General features: G+C 46.4%; 16 protein-coding genes. 13 read left to right on the top strand and 3 right to left on the bottom strand.

The features are described from left to right. Positions 1 to 8: 8 nt before the first annotated feature. Genes F9817_RS09110 through cobT form a run of 13 tightly spaced genes read left to right on the top strand, consistent with a single transcriptional unit; the run spans position 9 to position 11,528 of the window. Positions 9 to 662 carry a cobalt-precorrin-8 methylmutase gene (locus F9817_RS09110; RefSeq protein WP_161154676.1) on the top strand — a complete coding sequence of 218 codons (654 nt, stop codon included), beginning with the start codon at positions 9 to 11 and terminating at the stop codon, positions 660 to 662. Positions 663 to 688: 26 nt separating this feature from the next. Beyond that, a complete protein-coding gene (cbiD, locus tag F9817_RS09115) occupies positions 689 to 1,900 on the top strand; it encodes a cobalt-precorrin-5B (C(1))-methyltransferase CbiD (protein ID WP_202436406.1) in 1,212 nt (403 codons plus the stop codon). Continuing rightward, positions 1,897 to 2,520 carry a cobalt-precorrin-7 (C(5))-methyltransferase gene (locus tag F9817_RS09120; protein WP_161154678.1) on the top strand — a complete coding sequence of 208 codons (624 nt, stop codon included), beginning with the start codon at positions 1,897 to 1,899 and terminating at the stop codon, positions 2,518 to 2,520. The genes cbiD and F9817_RS09120 overlap by 4 nt, the downstream gene beginning before the upstream one ends. Then, positions 2,507 to 3,073, top strand: a complete 567-nt coding sequence (locus F9817_RS09125; RefSeq protein WP_161154680.1) for a decarboxylating cobalt-precorrin-6B (C(15))-methyltransferase — start codon at positions 2,507 to 2,509, stop codon at positions 3,071 to 3,073. The genes F9817_RS09120 and F9817_RS09125 overlap by 14 nt, the downstream gene beginning before the upstream one ends. A gap of 2 nt (positions 3,074 to 3,075) precedes the next feature. Then, entirely contained in the window at positions 3,076 to 3,834 is a 759-nt protein-coding gene (locus F9817_RS09130; RefSeq protein ID WP_161154683.1) for a cobalt-precorrin-4 methyltransferase, read from the top strand. After that, positions 3,821 to 4,906: a cobalt-precorrin 5A hydrolase gene (locus F9817_RS09135; protein WP_161154685.1), complete on the top strand. Its 1,086-nt coding sequence runs from the start codon at positions 3,821 to 3,823 to the stop codon at positions 4,904 to 4,906. Before F9817_RS09130 ends, F9817_RS09135 begins: the two co-directional genes overlap by 14 nt. Continuing rightward, a complete protein-coding gene (locus F9817_RS09140; RefSeq protein WP_161154687.1) occupies positions 4,891 to 5,616 on the top strand; it encodes a precorrin-3B C(17)-methyltransferase in 726 nt (241 codons plus the stop codon). The genes F9817_RS09135 and F9817_RS09140 overlap by 16 nt, the downstream gene beginning before the upstream one ends. Next, a complete protein-coding gene (gene cobK / locus F9817_RS09145; protein ID WP_161154689.1) occupies positions 5,613 to 6,536 on the top strand; it encodes a precorrin-6A reductase in 924 nt (307 codons plus the stop codon). Before F9817_RS09140 ends, cobK begins: the two co-directional genes overlap by 4 nt. Before the next feature lie 7 nt (positions 6,537 to 6,543). Next, positions 6,544 to 7,338 carry a sirohydrochlorin cobaltochelatase gene (cbiK, locus tag F9817_RS09150; protein WP_272918865.1) on the top strand — a complete coding sequence of 265 codons (795 nt, stop codon included), beginning with the start codon at positions 6,544 to 6,546 and terminating at the stop codon, positions 7,336 to 7,338. Further along, positions 7,338 to 8,066: a cobalt-factor II C(20)-methyltransferase gene (locus tag F9817_RS09155; RefSeq protein ID WP_161154691.1), complete on the top strand. Its 729-nt coding sequence runs from the start codon at positions 7,338 to 7,340 to the stop codon at positions 8,064 to 8,066. The genes cbiK and F9817_RS09155 overlap by 1 nt, the downstream gene beginning before the upstream one ends. Before the next feature lie 43 nt (positions 8,067 to 8,109). Continuing rightward, positions 8,110 to 9,669: a cobyric acid synthase gene (locus F9817_RS09160; protein WP_202436407.1), complete on the top strand. Its 1,560-nt coding sequence runs from the start codon at positions 8,110 to 8,112 to the stop codon at positions 9,667 to 9,669. Further along, entirely contained in the window at positions 9,666 to 10,427 is a 762-nt protein-coding gene (gene cobS, locus F9817_RS09165) for an adenosylcobinamide-GDP ribazoletransferase (protein ID WP_161154693.1), read from the top strand. Before F9817_RS09160 ends, cobS begins: the two co-directional genes overlap by 4 nt. Positions 10,428 to 10,469: 42 nt before the next feature. Next, on the top strand, positions 10,470 to 11,528 hold the full coding sequence (gene cobT, locus F9817_RS09170) for a nicotinate-nucleotide--dimethylbenzimidazole phosphoribosyltransferase (RefSeq protein ID WP_161154695.1): 1,059 nt from the start codon (positions 10,470 to 10,472) through the stop codon (positions 11,526 to 11,528). A gap of 86 nt (positions 11,529 to 11,614) precedes the next feature. Here the strand turns inward: cobT and F9817_RS09175 are convergent, their stop codons facing one another. The 3 genes from F9817_RS09175 to F9817_RS09185 form a co-directional block, all read right to left on the bottom strand. After that, on the bottom strand, positions 11,615 to 13,045 hold the full coding sequence (locus tag F9817_RS09175) for a nucleobase:cation symporter-2 family protein (RefSeq protein WP_161154697.1): 1,431 nt from the start codon (positions 13,043 to 13,045) through the stop codon (positions 11,615 to 11,617). Positions 13,046 to 13,344: 299 nt separating this feature from the next. Beyond that, a complete protein-coding gene (gene puuE, locus F9817_RS09180; protein WP_161154699.1) occupies positions 13,345 to 14,283 on the bottom strand; it encodes an allantoinase PuuE in 939 nt (312 codons plus the stop codon). A 94-nt stretch (positions 14,284 to 14,377) separates the two neighbouring features. Beyond that, positions 14,378 to 15,112: an aspartate/glutamate racemase family protein gene (locus F9817_RS09185; protein WP_161154701.1), complete on the bottom strand. Its 735-nt coding sequence runs from the start codon at positions 15,110 to 15,112 to the stop codon at positions 14,378 to 14,380. Positions 15,113 to 15,120: the final 8 nt, after the last annotated feature.

The following is a 15,120-nucleotide window of genomic DNA, read 5'->3' on the forward strand; positions in this document are numbered from 1 at the left end:
GAATTACTATGACCTTTATCCAACAACCGCAACTGATTGAAAGTACGAGCTTTGAGATCATTGATGGCATTATCGCAGACGATTTTCCGAATTTTACCTATGAGAGTGAATTACAGAAAAAGATCATCACTCGTGCTATTCACACAACGGCGGATTTTGATTGGTTAGAGATATTAGCGTTTTCTTCGGATGTATTAGCAAAGTTGCAACACGCCATTCTATCGGGATGTACTCTGATTACTGATACCACGATGGCAATGTCGGGCATTAATAAACGACTTTTGAAGCAGTTTGGTTGTGAAATTGAGTGCTATATCGCTGATCCTGAAGTGGCGGAGCGTGCCAAAGCACAAGGTATGACTCGTTCTATGGTTGCCGTTGATAAGGCGGTAGAACTTGATGGTGAAAAAGTATTTGTGTTTGGCAACGCTCCAACGGCGCTGTTCCAATTGCTTAAACATCAAGGCCGTTTTGCTGAGGGGGAATTACCTGTAGCGATTGGTGTGCCAGTGGGTTTTGTTGGCGCGGCGGAATCAAAACAAGCGTTACACGAAAGTGCCTTCCCACACATTGCTGCATTGGGCCGTAAAGGGGGCAGTAATGTCGCGGCTGCGATCATTAATGCAGTGTTGTATCACTTGCGTGACCAGCAAGATGCGTAGTCATTACCAGATTTTAAGAGTACTTAATGATGGATAGTGAGCAAACGACAAATTCCCAAGCAATCCAAGATGGCCAAACTGAGAGAACGTCCATCGCTGGGCAAGTATCACCCAGTGAGAACGTGGTGTGGCATCGCGGTAAATTATACCGTAAGGGATACACCACCGGATCTTGCGCCACGGCCGCGGCAAAGGTGGCGGCTTTGATGGTGCGTCGGCAACAACTGATTTATCAAGTGTCCATTGTCACTCCTTCCGGCGTAACGTTGAATTTGAACGTAGAAGACCCGTCCATTGAAGGTCAGGAGGCGGTCGCGGCTATCCGCAAAGATGGTGGCGATGATGTGGATGCCACACACGACATGCTGATTTATGCGCGTGTGTCCTTGCAAGATGAGCATAACGATATCGTAATAACGGGGGGCCAAGGCGTTGGTGTCGTGACTCAAAAAGGCGTTGGTTTACCCATTGGCGAAGCGGCGATCAATAAAACGCCCCGCCATACCATAGAGCAAGAAGTGCGTGATGTGATTGGCCCCAATCAGGGCGCTGTGATCGAAATTTTTGCCCCAGAAGGGGAAGAACGCGCCCTTAAAACGTATAACGGTAAACTTGGTATTCAGGGTGGCATTTCCATTATTGGTACTACCGGTATTGTCACGCCAATGTCGGAAGAGAGCTGGAAACGCTCGCTGGCTATTGAGCTTGAACAAAAACGAGCACAGGGTTTAGAGACTGTGATTTTTGTACCGGGTAATCATGGTGAGCGTTTTGTGACCGAACAGCTCCATATGAACGCTGATTGGGTGGTTAACATGAGTAACTTTGTCGGCTATATGCTGCAAGAGGCGACCCGATTGCAATTTAAACGAGTTGTGATGGTGGGGCATTTAGGTAAGTTGATCAAAGTGGCTGCTGGCGTATTTCATACCCATTCCCATGTGGCGGATGCCCGTATGGAAACGTTAGTGACTCACCTGGCACTACTGGGAGCTGATAACGCGCTGCTGCAAGCCGTATTCCGTTGTCCAACGACCGAAGCGGCAATGGAGCTCATCTCGGAGCAACATTTCGAGCATGTCTACGATCATATTGCTCATGCGATTGTTGAAAAAGTGCGTTACATGCTGCGTTATGCCAATCAAGCCCCCCAATGCGATGTCGTGCTGTTTTCTTACGATAATGTGGTGTTAGGCAGTAATCGTCCGCCACAAGAGATAGCTGAGGTAGACCAATGATCAGTGTGATTGGTATGGGCCCGGGTGATGAGCGTTTAATCAGTGTCGCAGCACAGCAACTCATTGAAAGTGCCGATATCTTAGTCGGTTGGCGCCGTCTACTGAGTCAGTTTGAACATCATCCTGCGCAAAAATACCAAATGGGCGTGGATATTGACGCCACGTTGCAGTGGCTGAGAGAGCAGAATCAATCTCTCGATAAACATACGCCTAACATTGTGGTATTGGCGTCGGGCGATCCGATGCTATTTGGTATCGGTAAGCGTATTGCAGAGGCCTTTGCGCCAGAAGAACGCCAGATAGTACCGGGGATAAGTTCGGTACAAACCTTATTTAGTGCTGTGGGGATTGATATGAATGATGTGTATATCACCAGCAGCCACGGCAAACAGCCCAATTTTGATTTTATCTTCCTACACGACAAAGTGGCTTTGGTGACAGACAAAAAGATAGGTCCTTACCAAATCGCTCAACAACTTATCCAGCGCGGATTACATCGCACCCTGATTATCGGGGAAAATTTAGGTTATCCGCAGCAACAGATTTCTGTACTGGCTCCAGAGCAAGTACAAGCCGAATATGAAATGAATGTGGTGGTAATACTCAATGAAAGACAGTGAATTTTTACGAGGCGAAAGTGTTCCTATGACCAAACGTGAGGTGAGGTCTGTGGTGTTAGAACGCCTTGAGTTGCATCGCGCCAGTCGCTTTGTTGATGTGGGGGCGGGTACTGGGAGTGTTGCTATTGAAGCGGCGATTCGCCATCCCAATCTCAATATCTTAGCCATTGAGAAAAAACCTCAGGCATTAGATTTAATTAACGATAACTGCCGTAAATTTGGCTGTGAACAAATTCGCATCGTAAATGAAACTGCACCGTGTGAAATCACCGGGCATGTGGACGCGATTTTTATCGGTGGCAGTGGCGGTAATTTAACCGATATTATCGATTGGGCACTTGAACACTTGGTGGCGAATGGACGTTTGGTGTTGAGCTTCATTCTACAAGATAACCTTAGCGAGGCTTTGCAACATATTGAGCAATGCGAGGTGCACGATGTGGAATGTGTGCAGCTATTGGTATCGAACAAAGCAAAATTAGGTAAGGGGTATTACTTCAAACCGAATAATCCAACCTTTGTTCTGTCATGTCAAAAAGGCAAGGGAGAATAACCATGTTCGATGCATCTCTAGTCTATTTTGTTGGCGCAGGGCCTGGCGATCCTGAGTTAATTACTCTAAAAGGCTACAAAATTCTGAGCCAAGCCGATGTGGTGATTTACGCAGGTTCTCTCATCAATAAAGAGCTCCTAGAATATTGTAAAGATGGGGCAGAGTGCCACGACAGTGCTTACCTGCACTTAGACCAAATCACGGAGTTAATGGTAAACGGTGTCAAAAATGGCAAGCTGGTGGTGCGTTTGCAAACCGGCGATTTGTCCCTGTATGGCTCCATTCGTGAACAAGGCGAAGAGCTAGCAAAACACAACATCGGATTTCGCTCAGTAGCGGGTGTGTCCTCGTTCCTTGGCGCCGCTTCCGAATTGGGTATTGAATATACCGTACCTGAAGTTTCGCAAAGCTTAGTGATTACGCGTATGGCGGGTCGCACGCCAACACCAGAACTAGAATCGATTGAGCGTTTTGCCGCGCACCAAACCTCGATGGCGATTTTCTTGTCTGTCCAAGGCATCAATCAGGTCATCGCGCAGCTCAGCAAAGGCGGGTATCCCGACGATACCCCTGTCGCGGTCGTCTACAAAGCCACGTGGGAAGATTGCCAGATTATTCGCGGTGATTTAACCACGATTGCCGACAAAGTTACTAAAGCGGGCATTCGCAAAACAGCGCTGATCCTTGTCGGGAAATTCCTCGGGGAAGAATATCACTACTCAAAGCTATATGACGCGGAATTCAGTCATGAGTATCGTTGATCCCCCGCGAGTGTCTCTATTTTCACTTACCCCTGGTGGGCAGGTGTTGGCCGACAAAATCCATGCATTGTGGCCGGTCACTTGCTACTGCGCGGAAAAATATCAAAAAGATCATTTTAGAGCCTTTGAAGGCTCGTTTGCGAACTCGTTACGCCTCGCTTTTTCTCGTGATGAAGCGATTATTGTCATCGGTGCTTGTGGCATTGTCGTGCGCACCATTGCGCCTTTAGTACAAGACAAACTCCATGACCCAGCGGTATTGGTGATGGATGAAAAAGCGCAGCACGTTATCAGCTTACTTTCTGGGCATATTGGTGGGGCAAATCAACTGGCTTGTCAATTAGCTGCTCGTGTTGGAGCTACTCCGGTAATTACCACAGCGACTGATGTCAATCAGGTGTGCGCGATTGATGTGTTAGCCAAGCGAGTCAACGGGACGATAGAGCATTTCCGAGACGCAATTAAAACGCTGAATCAGGCGTTAGTGAGTGGTGAAAGCGTCGGCTTGTACTGCGATCCCGATACATTGGAGTTAACCGGAATCGACCTCGCTAACGAGGACACACGCGGTATCGAACTGTTATCGCTTGAGCAAATTGATCGGCATCATTGTCAGTATGTGATTGAATTATCGATGAAACCAAATGTGCATAATTGGCATACTGAGACATTTCATCTGATACCACGCCGTATTATTGTCGGCATGGGATGCCGTAAAGATCTTCAACCGCAACTGATGGCGCAAACATTTTCATCGTTATTGGATTCGCATCATTGGCACCCATTGGCCGTGGCACAATTTGCCAGTATTGACGTTAAGCGCAATGAAACGGCCATGCTCAATTTAACCGAGCAATACCAAGCACCAATTGAATTTTTCAGCGCGAGTGAACTTTCTGCATCTGGTTGGAGTGGGCCTGAGTCCGAATTCGTTAAAAAAACCGTGGGGGTTGGCGCCGTTTCTCAACCTGCTGCATGGCTGCTTAGCCAAGGGAATTTAATTGGAGAAACGGTGAAACAGCAAGGCATGACCTTTACCTTTGGAGTACAAAAAATATGTTATACGTCGTAGGCATAGGCCCTGGTGGCTTGGACATGATGACTTTTGAAGCGCGCCGCGCCATTGAAGAGTCTGATGTGATTGTCGGCTACAAAACTTACACCCATTTGATGAAAGCGATCATCGGCGATAAAACTGTGATCAAAACAGGAATGTGTAAAGAGATTGAGCGTTGCACAACGGCACTGGAATTGGCTCAGGAAGGTAAAAATGTTGCGATCATCAGCAGCGGTGATGCCGGTATTTACGGCATGGCGGGGCTGATTCTAGAGATGGTTACTCAGCAAAAGTGGGATGTCGAAGTTAAGGTGATTCCCGGTATGACCGCCAGTATTGCAGCAGGCTCGGTTCTGGGCGCACCGCTAATGCACGATTTTTGTCATATCAGTTTGAGTGATTTGCTGACGCCATGGGAAGTGATAGAAAAACGAGTCAAAGCGGCAGCAGAAGCGGATTTTGTCGTCTGTTTTTACAACCCACGTAGTCGTGGTCGTAAAGGTCATTTAAAACGTGCATTTGAATTAATGGCGCCCTTTACGGATCCAAAAACACCGGTAGGTATCGTTAAAGAAGCAGGGCGTCGTAAACAAGAAAAATGGATTACTACGCTTGCAGAAATGGATTTTGAACTGGTCGATATGCGCACATTAGTGATTGTCGGCAATCGCTCAACTTACATCGAAAATGGATTAATGGTGACGCCACGAGGATACCAATTGTGAGTAATGACGGGCCTTGCCAAGCGATGGTTAACGCGACTGTCCCGCTAAGCGCTTCTGCCACGGAGGCTGATTTAAACGCGTGTGTCCCCGTAACGGATGCCGAAAAAGGTTCGGGTGTTGAAGCGTGTGTCCCCGTAAAAAATGGCCGTGTGTTGGTGTTTGGCGGAACGTCGGATTCAATGGCGCTGTGTGGTGAGTTGGAAAAGGCTGAGGTGAATTACAGCTTTTCAGTTGCTACAGAAGCTGGGCGGCAGATGGCTCAGGGCATTAAAGGTGAACTATTGGTCGGGCGTATGGATGTCGAGCAAATGCGTCACTGGATGCAGGATAATCGTATTTCATTGGTGATAGATGCTGCCCATCCTTATGCGCAAGAACTGCGGCAAAATGTGATGACTGCGTGTCATGCTATCAATCTGCCATTAGTGCGTTTTGAACGTAAAAGTGAGTCGTTTACTCATCCGTTATTAATGGATGCGACCTCGGTGGATGATGCTTGCAAGAAAATCAAGCAAAGCGGATGGCACAAAGTGATGCTAACCACTGGTAGTAAAGACTTAGCCACGTTTTGTGAGCAGTTACCCGAGCAACATATTATCGCGCGTGTCCTGCCAACGGCAGAAGTGTTGGCTCAGTGTGAAGCGTTGGGATTAGGCATTGATCATATTGTGGCGATGAAAGGCCCATTTAGTCGAGCGCTTAATCAGGCGTTATATGCGTCATTGTTGCCTGATGTAATGGTGACTAAAGAGTCCGGCCAAGCGGGAGGATTTCTCGATAAAGTCCAGCCCTGCGTGGAGCAAGGCATTCCATGTATTGTTATTTCTCGCCCTAAACCTGTGTTGGTGGGCGAGTATTGTAAAATTATTCAAGACATAACCGCGTGTAGCGAATGGCTGCAGCGTGGCATCGGCAATTAGGACCGATATGATGAAAAAAGCCCTATTAGTGATCAGTTTTGGCACCAGTTACCCCGAAGCGTTAGAAAAAAACATTGTTGCCTGTGAACAAACCTTAGCAGCTGCGCACCCTGATCGTGATTGTTTCCGCGCGTTTACGTCCTACATGATCATTAAAAAACTCGCTCGCCGTGACAATTTGCACATCAATAACCCGCAACAAGCGTTGCAAGCGCTTTATGAGCAAGGTTATGAGGATGTATTAGTTCAATCGCTGCATATCATTAATGGTGATGAATACGAGAAAGTCGCGACACAAGTCAATGCGTATCAAGACAAATTCACACGTCTGGATTTTGGTCAGCCATTATTAACTTCCCATGCAGATTACGAACAGCTGATCACCGCATTGGAGCATCAATGTCCAACGCTGCAAAGTGTTGAGCGCCTGGTGCTTATGGGTCATGGCACTACTCACTATACATTTTCTACTTATGCTTGCTTAGACCATATGCTGACGGCAAAAGGATTACCGATGATGGTCGGCGCGGTAGAAAGTTATCCTGAAATCGATACATTGATCGATCGCTTAAAAGCACAAAACGTGAAGAAAGCATACCTGATGCCGCTGATGTTGGTCGCTGGCGATCATGCCATTAATGATATGGCGTCAGACGAAGAGGATTCGTGGAAAACTCAGCTTATCGAAGCGGGGATTGAGGCGATGCCGATTGTCCAAGGCTTGGGTGAAAACCCACTCATTCGTGACATGTTTGTCCAGCATCTCGCCGATGCTATCACTGATGCGCAGGAGGCGGCGTAATGGCAGGTAAGTTATATGCAATTGGTACGGGCCCTGGTGCAAGCGATTTAATCACGGTTCGTGCGGCGCGTTTGCTAGAAACGTTAGACGTACTCTACGCACCCGCCGGGAAAAAAGGTGGCGACAGCTTGGCGCTATCGATTGTACGCGAATACTTGGGTGAACAAGTGGTGATTGAAGAACGTCATTTCCCTATGACGGCGGATGCGGGTGAAAAGCAGGCGGTATGGGATCAAGTGGCTGCCGATATTGAACAAGATGTGCAAGCGGGGAAACAAGTCGGGTTTGTTACGCTTGGCGACAGTATGCTGTTCAGTACTTGGGTATTTTTGCTTGCACGTTTGCAAGGCAAAGTGTTGGCGGATGGATCACCGTTGGATATGGAAATGATTCCGGGCATTTCTTCTTATTCATGCATTGCTTCTGCAGCCCAATTCCCTCTGGCAATGGAACAACAATCAATGGCGGTGATGTCGTGCACGGCTGAACCTGATGTGTTAAGTGCTGCTTTGCAAAATCACGAATGTGTGGTGTTAATGAAAGTATATGGTCGATTCAATCAAATTCGGTCTTTATTAGCTGAGCTTGGGTTACTAAAGCATGCGGTATTGATGGCAAACGCATCAATGGCAACAGAAATCACCTATCGAGACTTGGCAAGTGTTGATGAGCAGGCTAAGTTACCGTACTTTTCGACTATCGTCGTTAACCGAGCGTGGAATGCATAATCGCAATGAACGCCAATACTGAGCTAATAATGGAAGGTAAAGAATGAGCCGAGCAATCATGATTCAGGGGACGGCATCGGATGTGGGTAAAAGCATATTAGTGGCTGGACTATGTCGGATATTGCAGCGAAAAGGTGACAGGGTCACTCCGTTTAAAGCTCAGAATATGGCGTTAAATTCCGGTATCACTCGCTCCGGTGAAGAAATGGGACGTGCGCAAATCTTTCAGGCCGAAGCGGCGGGGATTGAGCCAGATGTGCGCATGAATCCAGTATTGCTTAAACCGACAGGAGAGCGACGTTCTCAGGTTATTATCATGGGTAAAGTATTCGATAACATGGAAGCGGTAACTTACCATGAATACAAACCCAAGTTGCAGCAACAAGTCTTTCAAGCCTTCAGTTCGTTAGCGCGCGACTTCGATACCATTGTGCTTGAAGGGGCAGGTAGCCCAGCAGAAATTAATCTGCGCGATCGCGATATCGTGAATATGGGGATGGCAGAACTTGTGAATGCGCCAGTTATTTTGGTCGCCGATATTGATCGCGGTGGTGTTTTCGCTTCTATTTACGGGACGATCGAATTGCTTAGACCAGAAGAAAAGCGTCGCGTGAAAGGGGTCATCATCAATAAATTCCGTGGTGATGTCGCGTTATTAGAATCGGGTCTGAAACAGATTGAAAAACTCACTGGGGTTCCTGTCATTGGGGTTGTACCGTACCTTGATGTGGATTTAGAAGAAGAAGATGGTGTTGCGCTGCAGCCAGAGAAATTGCGCCACCAATTAGGTATTCATCACGCTCAAGATAAACTTGATATTGCCGTAGTAAGCTTGCCGCGGATCTCTAATTTTACCGATTTCAATGCGTTGGCTGCGCAGCCAGATGTGCAGTTACGTTATGTGCAGCACCCAGGTCAACTGGGTCAACCCGATTTAGTGATTTTGCCAGGCAGTAAAAACACGCTCGCTGATTTGGCGCATCTTAATCAAATTGGTATGAGTGATGCGATTGTCGCACTTGCTAATCATCACACACCTGTTTTGGGCGTTTGTGGTGGTTACCAAATGCTCGGGCATACCATTATTGATGGGGTTGAATCCGGCATCGATTCCATGCCTGGTCTTGGTTTATTAGATTGTGTCACGCAGTTTAAGCAAGACAAACACGCGACTCAGGTCGTGGCACAGACGTTAAAAGGTCACGGTTTCTTTAATGGTATTTCCCACTCTATTTCAGGTTACGAAATCCATATGGGAGAAACCGAACTTGGCCCTGATGCCCGTCCATTTATTCAAATAGAGCAACGTAATAGTGACAATGTCACGCTAAATGATGGGGCGATTAACCTAAGTGGTCATGTTGCTGGCACCTATATTCATGGTCTGTTTGATGATGGTGCTTACACGCGTTATTTACTGAATCATTTACGGGTTAACAAAGGGTTAGAGCCGCTTGCTGATGATGTATTTGACTATTCCCAATACAAACGCGAACAATTTGACCTTCTGGCTGTCGAATTAGAAAAAGTCCTTGATATGGAAGCCATTTACCGCATCATGGATGATTTCACATTGACACTGGCAAAGGATATTGAAGCATGAAACTGTTTTTCGCGACCTTGCAATTTATGAGTCGCTTGCCTGTTCCGCAACATTGGACTGAAGGCTTCGAGTTTAAAGAATCATACAAAGGCATTGTTTTTTTCCCGTGGATTGGGGTGATCCTTGGTGCGCTTGGTGCCTTTTTCACCCATGTTGCACTCACTTGGTTACATCTGGGTCCATTTATCGCCGCAGTGATTTATGTGCTAACTCTTGCGATCGCAACAGGGGGATTACATCTTGATGGTCTCGCCGATACCTGCGACGGTATTTTTTCTGCTCGGGTGCGCGAGCGGATGTTAGAGATCATGAAAGATAGCCGCATCGGGACTCATGGTGCATTGGCGTTGATTTTTGTTCTGGTGTTGAAAGTGGTTGTGGTTGCGCAGTTGTTAACCCAAGCGCCGCAAATGGCGTTTAGTGTGTTGATTGCCGCACCAGCTCTTAGTCGTGCTTTGATGACCGTTCTTATGTATAACCAGCCTTATGCGCGTGAAAATGGCTTAGGTAATGTATTTATTGGTAAAATTACTCGTCAACATTTCTGGATTACGCTCGTCGTAGGATTAATTTTAGTGTGTTGGGCTGTGGGCGGCATAGGTATTGCAGTATTTATCGTGGCTTACTTGTTCAGTTTGGGGTATCGCCAATATGTTCATCACTACTTAGGTGGACAGACTGGTGACACACTTGGAGCAGGTAATGAATTGTTTGAAGTCATAGTTTTACTGATTGTTGCGAGTATGATTGGCGTATAACGTCTTAGTCGTAACACGACGTAGTTCTTAGGAGAATCGCTAATGACGTCACTAACCACGTTAGCGCAAAGTATTATCCCGGTTGATGATGAAGTTCGCACACTAGCAGAACATCATGTATCAAGACTGTTCAAACCTGTAGGCAGTTTAGGTCAATTAGAACAACTGGCTTGCCAGTTATCGGCAATTTATCGCACCACGCACTGGGACATCGGACCCAAAAAAATCTTTGTCATGGGGGCCGATCATGGCGTTTATGAAGAAGATATCGCCGTTTCCCCGCGTGAAGTCACCGCAATTCAAGCTATTAACACGGTTAAAGGTGTGACTGGTGTGGCTGCGCTCGCATTTGCCAATCGAGTCAAAGTCGAAATGGTGGATGTGGGCATTGATAGCGATGTGTTACCCGGCGTGACGAATTTTAAAGTGGCACGCGGCTCGGGCAATATTGCTAAAGGGGCTGCGATGAGTGCTGAAGTGGCTGAAAAATTAATCGTCGATTGTGCTGACTATGTGAGCCAATGCATTGATTCTGAGGGGTTAAAAGCCATTGGTATCGGTGAATTAGGTGTTGGCAATACAACCGCCGCTGCTGCCATGGTGTGCGCGATTACCAATCAAGAACCGACCGAAGTGGTTGGTCTTGGTGCTAATTTCCCAAGTGATCGTATTGAGCACAAAATTGAGGTTGTGCGTCAGGCTCTCGACGTCAATTGTCCTAATCCAACCGATCCTATCGATATTGTCGCCAAAGTAGGTGGGTTCGATTTAGCCGGTATGACCGGGGTGATTTTAGGTGGCGCAAGTAAGCAGGTGCCGGTTGTATTAGATGGTTTTCTTTCTTATGCCGCGGCATTGTTGGCGTGTAAAATTGCACCAAATGTGTGGGATTATCTGATTCCGTCGCATCGATCTGCTGAGAAAGGGGCCTCATTAGCGCTTGAAGAACTGCAACTAAAACCTTTTATCGATATGGAAATGCGTTTGGGTGAAGGTTCTGGCGCAGTGCTTGCCATGCCTTTTATTGATGCGGCGCATGCCATGTATAACCGAATGGCAAAAATGGAAGATAATGGCCTAGAGCTACCTAAACCGTTATAAACTTTTTTTTGTATGTTTCATATGCAAGGCCGAATCATTAGATTCGGCCTTGTTAGTTGTTGAGTAAAGAAACTTAACACTGTGCTTTAGCTAATTTTTTGCATGGCTGCAGCAGGTAAGCTCTCTTCTTTCGCGGCTCGGCGTTCTAAATCAGATTCTGTTTTTGCTTTTGGATTTGGCAGAATGATACTCATCACGATAGCGGCAATACCGCTGGTGGTGACCGCTGAGCCGAATACACTTTGAATGACTTTTGGCATCTCTTTCATCACTTCAGGCACAAGCATAACGCCCAAGCCTAAACCAAATGAAACGGCAAGAATCATGAGGTTACGACGATCTAGCTGCTCTTGAGCAATAATTTTAACCCCAGCGGCGGCGACAGTGCCGAACATGACTAATGTCGCACCGCCTATCACGGGTTTGGGAATGGTCGTTAAGATGCCCCCAATGATAGGAAATAGGCCCAACATGAATAAAATGATGCCGACAAAGTAGCCCACATAGCGACTGGCAATGCCTGTTAAATGGATAACACTGTTATTTTGGCTAAAGGTTGTATTTGGAAATGTATTAAATACCGATGCCAATAGTGAATTAAATCCATCGCCTAAAATACCGGCTTGGATGCGTTTAAAGTAGGCTGGACCAGTAACAGGCAACTTTGTGATAAGGCAGTTGGCGGTTAAATCTCCAGTCGATTCAATGGCAGTAATGGTATAAATCACAGCAATCGGAATAAAGGCGTACCAATCAAAATCAAAACCATATTTAAACGGTACGGGAATACTCAATAAAGGTTGATTAAAAGCGTTTGTAAAATCGACCATCCCCATGATAGCCGCTGTGATATAGCCTACTAACATCCCAACTAAAATAGCAGACAGGCGCACCATAAGGTGATTAGAACGATACAAAACAATGATCACGGCCAAAACAACGCCACCTAAAATTAGATTATGCCATTGGCCAAAATCAGCAGCGCCAACACCACCGGCGAGATCGGTCATGCCCACTTTGATCAGGGAAATACCGATGGTCGTCACGACAATGCCAGTGACCACCGGCGTCACGATACGATGTAGCTTACCGATAAATTGAGACAAAATAATCTCAATAAAAGCTCCCACAAAACAAACACCAAAGATCATGGCGAGGATACCTTCTGGCCCAGCGCCCTGAGATTTAGCAAGAAACCCAGCGGCAAGCACAGAACTGAGAAACGCAAAGCTTGTACCTTGTACACAAATCATCCCAGAGCCAATTGGTCCAATTCGGCGTGCTTGAATAAAGGTACCAACCCCTGAGACAACCAGCGACATACTGATTAAATAAGGGACATGACTACCCAGTCCTAATACGCCACCGATAATGAGCGTTGGGGTAATAATTCCCACAAAGCTGGCAAGAACATGTTGTAGCCCTGCATAAATGGCAGGGCCGATAGCGGGTTTATCATCTAAGGCGTAGATCAAATCATGATCGTCGGCATTATCTACCTTGTTATTTGCTGACATAAATACTTCCTTGTATACAATATTGTTGACATTCTTTCAGGAAGAACTGTAGCAAACGATGTGCCATAAATTTTTAACCATATGGTCAAGTTAAATCAGGGGCTTAAGGACAGTGATAAAACTGACGCGAGTTATTTTCCACCGTTATGGTGCAACTGTGTGCATTTATGGGCAACGAGGCAGGTTAATAAATCGATGATTATCATCTAGTTTATGATTAACTAAGATTTGATAGATGTTACTGGGTATAAACACTTGCTCTGCTGGGAATAAGAGCAAGTGTGTTGTATTCAGTTGTTTTAATCAGCGGGATGATACTCTATCCAGTGCTCGGCAATCTCCCGACGTGATGCGATCCAAACTTTATCGTGGGATTGCACGTAATCAAGAAACTTCTTCAACGCCATAAAGCGACTTGGTTTACCCAACATACGGCAATGCATGCCAATTGACATCATTTTAGGTTTCGTTTCTCCTTCCTCATATAGGCAATCAAAATTGGCCTTGAGGTACTGGAAGAACTCTTCGCCATGACTAAAACCATAGGGTGAGGCAAAACGCATATCATTGGTGTCTAAGGTATAAGGAATGATCAAATGTGGTTTACTGGCAGTGCTATCGGGTGATGTCGTAACTGGCATCCAAAAAGGCAGGTCATCACCATAGTAATCTGAATCATAAAGTAGGCAATCTTGCTCTGCGACCAATTGACGTGTGCGAGGGGAATCGCGTCCGGTATACCAGCCCATCGGCTTTTTACCTAATAAGCGTTCGTGCAGTTCAATGGCTTGCTGCATATGAGCACGCTCTTGCTCGAGCGGCATATCTTGATAGTGAATCCATTTTAAACCGTGACAAACAACGTCGTAGTCTTGCTCTTTTATCGCCTTTACGACCTCTGGGTTGCGTTCTAGCGCAGTCGCAATACCGAAAATAGTCAGTGGTAAATCACGCTTTTTGAACTCATTTAAAATGCGCCATACGCCAGCACGTGAACCGTATTCATAGAGCGATTCCATACTCATATGGCGATCTTTATACGCTTCTGCTCCGTACATTTCTGACAGAAACGTTTCTGCGTGCTCGTCACCATGCAATACACAATTTTCGCCACCTTCTTCATAATTCAATACAAACTGAATGGCGATTTTAGCTTGATTAGGCCAGTTGGCATCGGGAACATTATCGCGGCCATAGCCAACGTAGTCACGAGGGTTACTTGGGTTCTTGCTTTGCATAGAATTTCCTTATTCTTTTACTCGACCATTCAAGTAAAGGTCGGGCGTCGTGTTGTTATTGGTGTCTGTCCTCATTAGGTTTTGAGGGTAGACATTATTCTTTGGACCAATGTTGATAGCGACCGACAAACGCTTTAGGTTTCGGGGCGGCGTAAAAACCGGATTTTGCTGTGCGCAGCCCAAGTTGATCGAGCGATTCTGCTAACTTAACGGCTGCTGCTACACCATCAATCACAGGGACGTTCAACGCACTACTTAAGCGAGCCACCAGATCGGCCATGCCCGCGCATCCGAGTACGATGGCTTCAGCGCCATCATCATTAATCGCTAATAAACATTCATGATATAACGCGGAATAAAGCGTTGAAGTCATTGATTCTAATTCTTTTACCGGAATATCGGTGGCGCGAACACTCGCACACATTTGGCTAAAGCCGTAACGATCAAGTAGGTGATGGGCTGTAGGTAAAGTACTGCTCATGGTTGTGACGACACTGAAACGGCGTGTGATTAAGCTCGCCATATGAAATGCAGCTTCAGCGATGCCAATAACGGGAACAGAGCTGAGTTCTCTCGCTGCATCTAGGCCAGGATCGCCAAAGCATGCAATGATATGGGCATCAACGTCATGTTCAATTCCAGTTTGAATTTCGTCCATTAACGCTGCACTAGCAATGATCTCATCAAATGCAGATTCAACGGTACTGGGTCCGTGTTGTGGTTGAGTTGCAATAATGGTGGTGTTTGATAATGCGACGGCTTTTGCTGCCGTCGCAATTTTGTCTGTCATGCCCTGAGACGTGTTGGGATTTATCACCTGAATCCGCATAACCACTC

This window comes from Vibrio eleionomae, from assembly GCF_009874545.1.
Classification (GTDB): Bacteria; Pseudomonadota; Gammaproteobacteria; order Enterobacterales; family Vibrionaceae; genus Vibrio; species Vibrio nitrifigilis.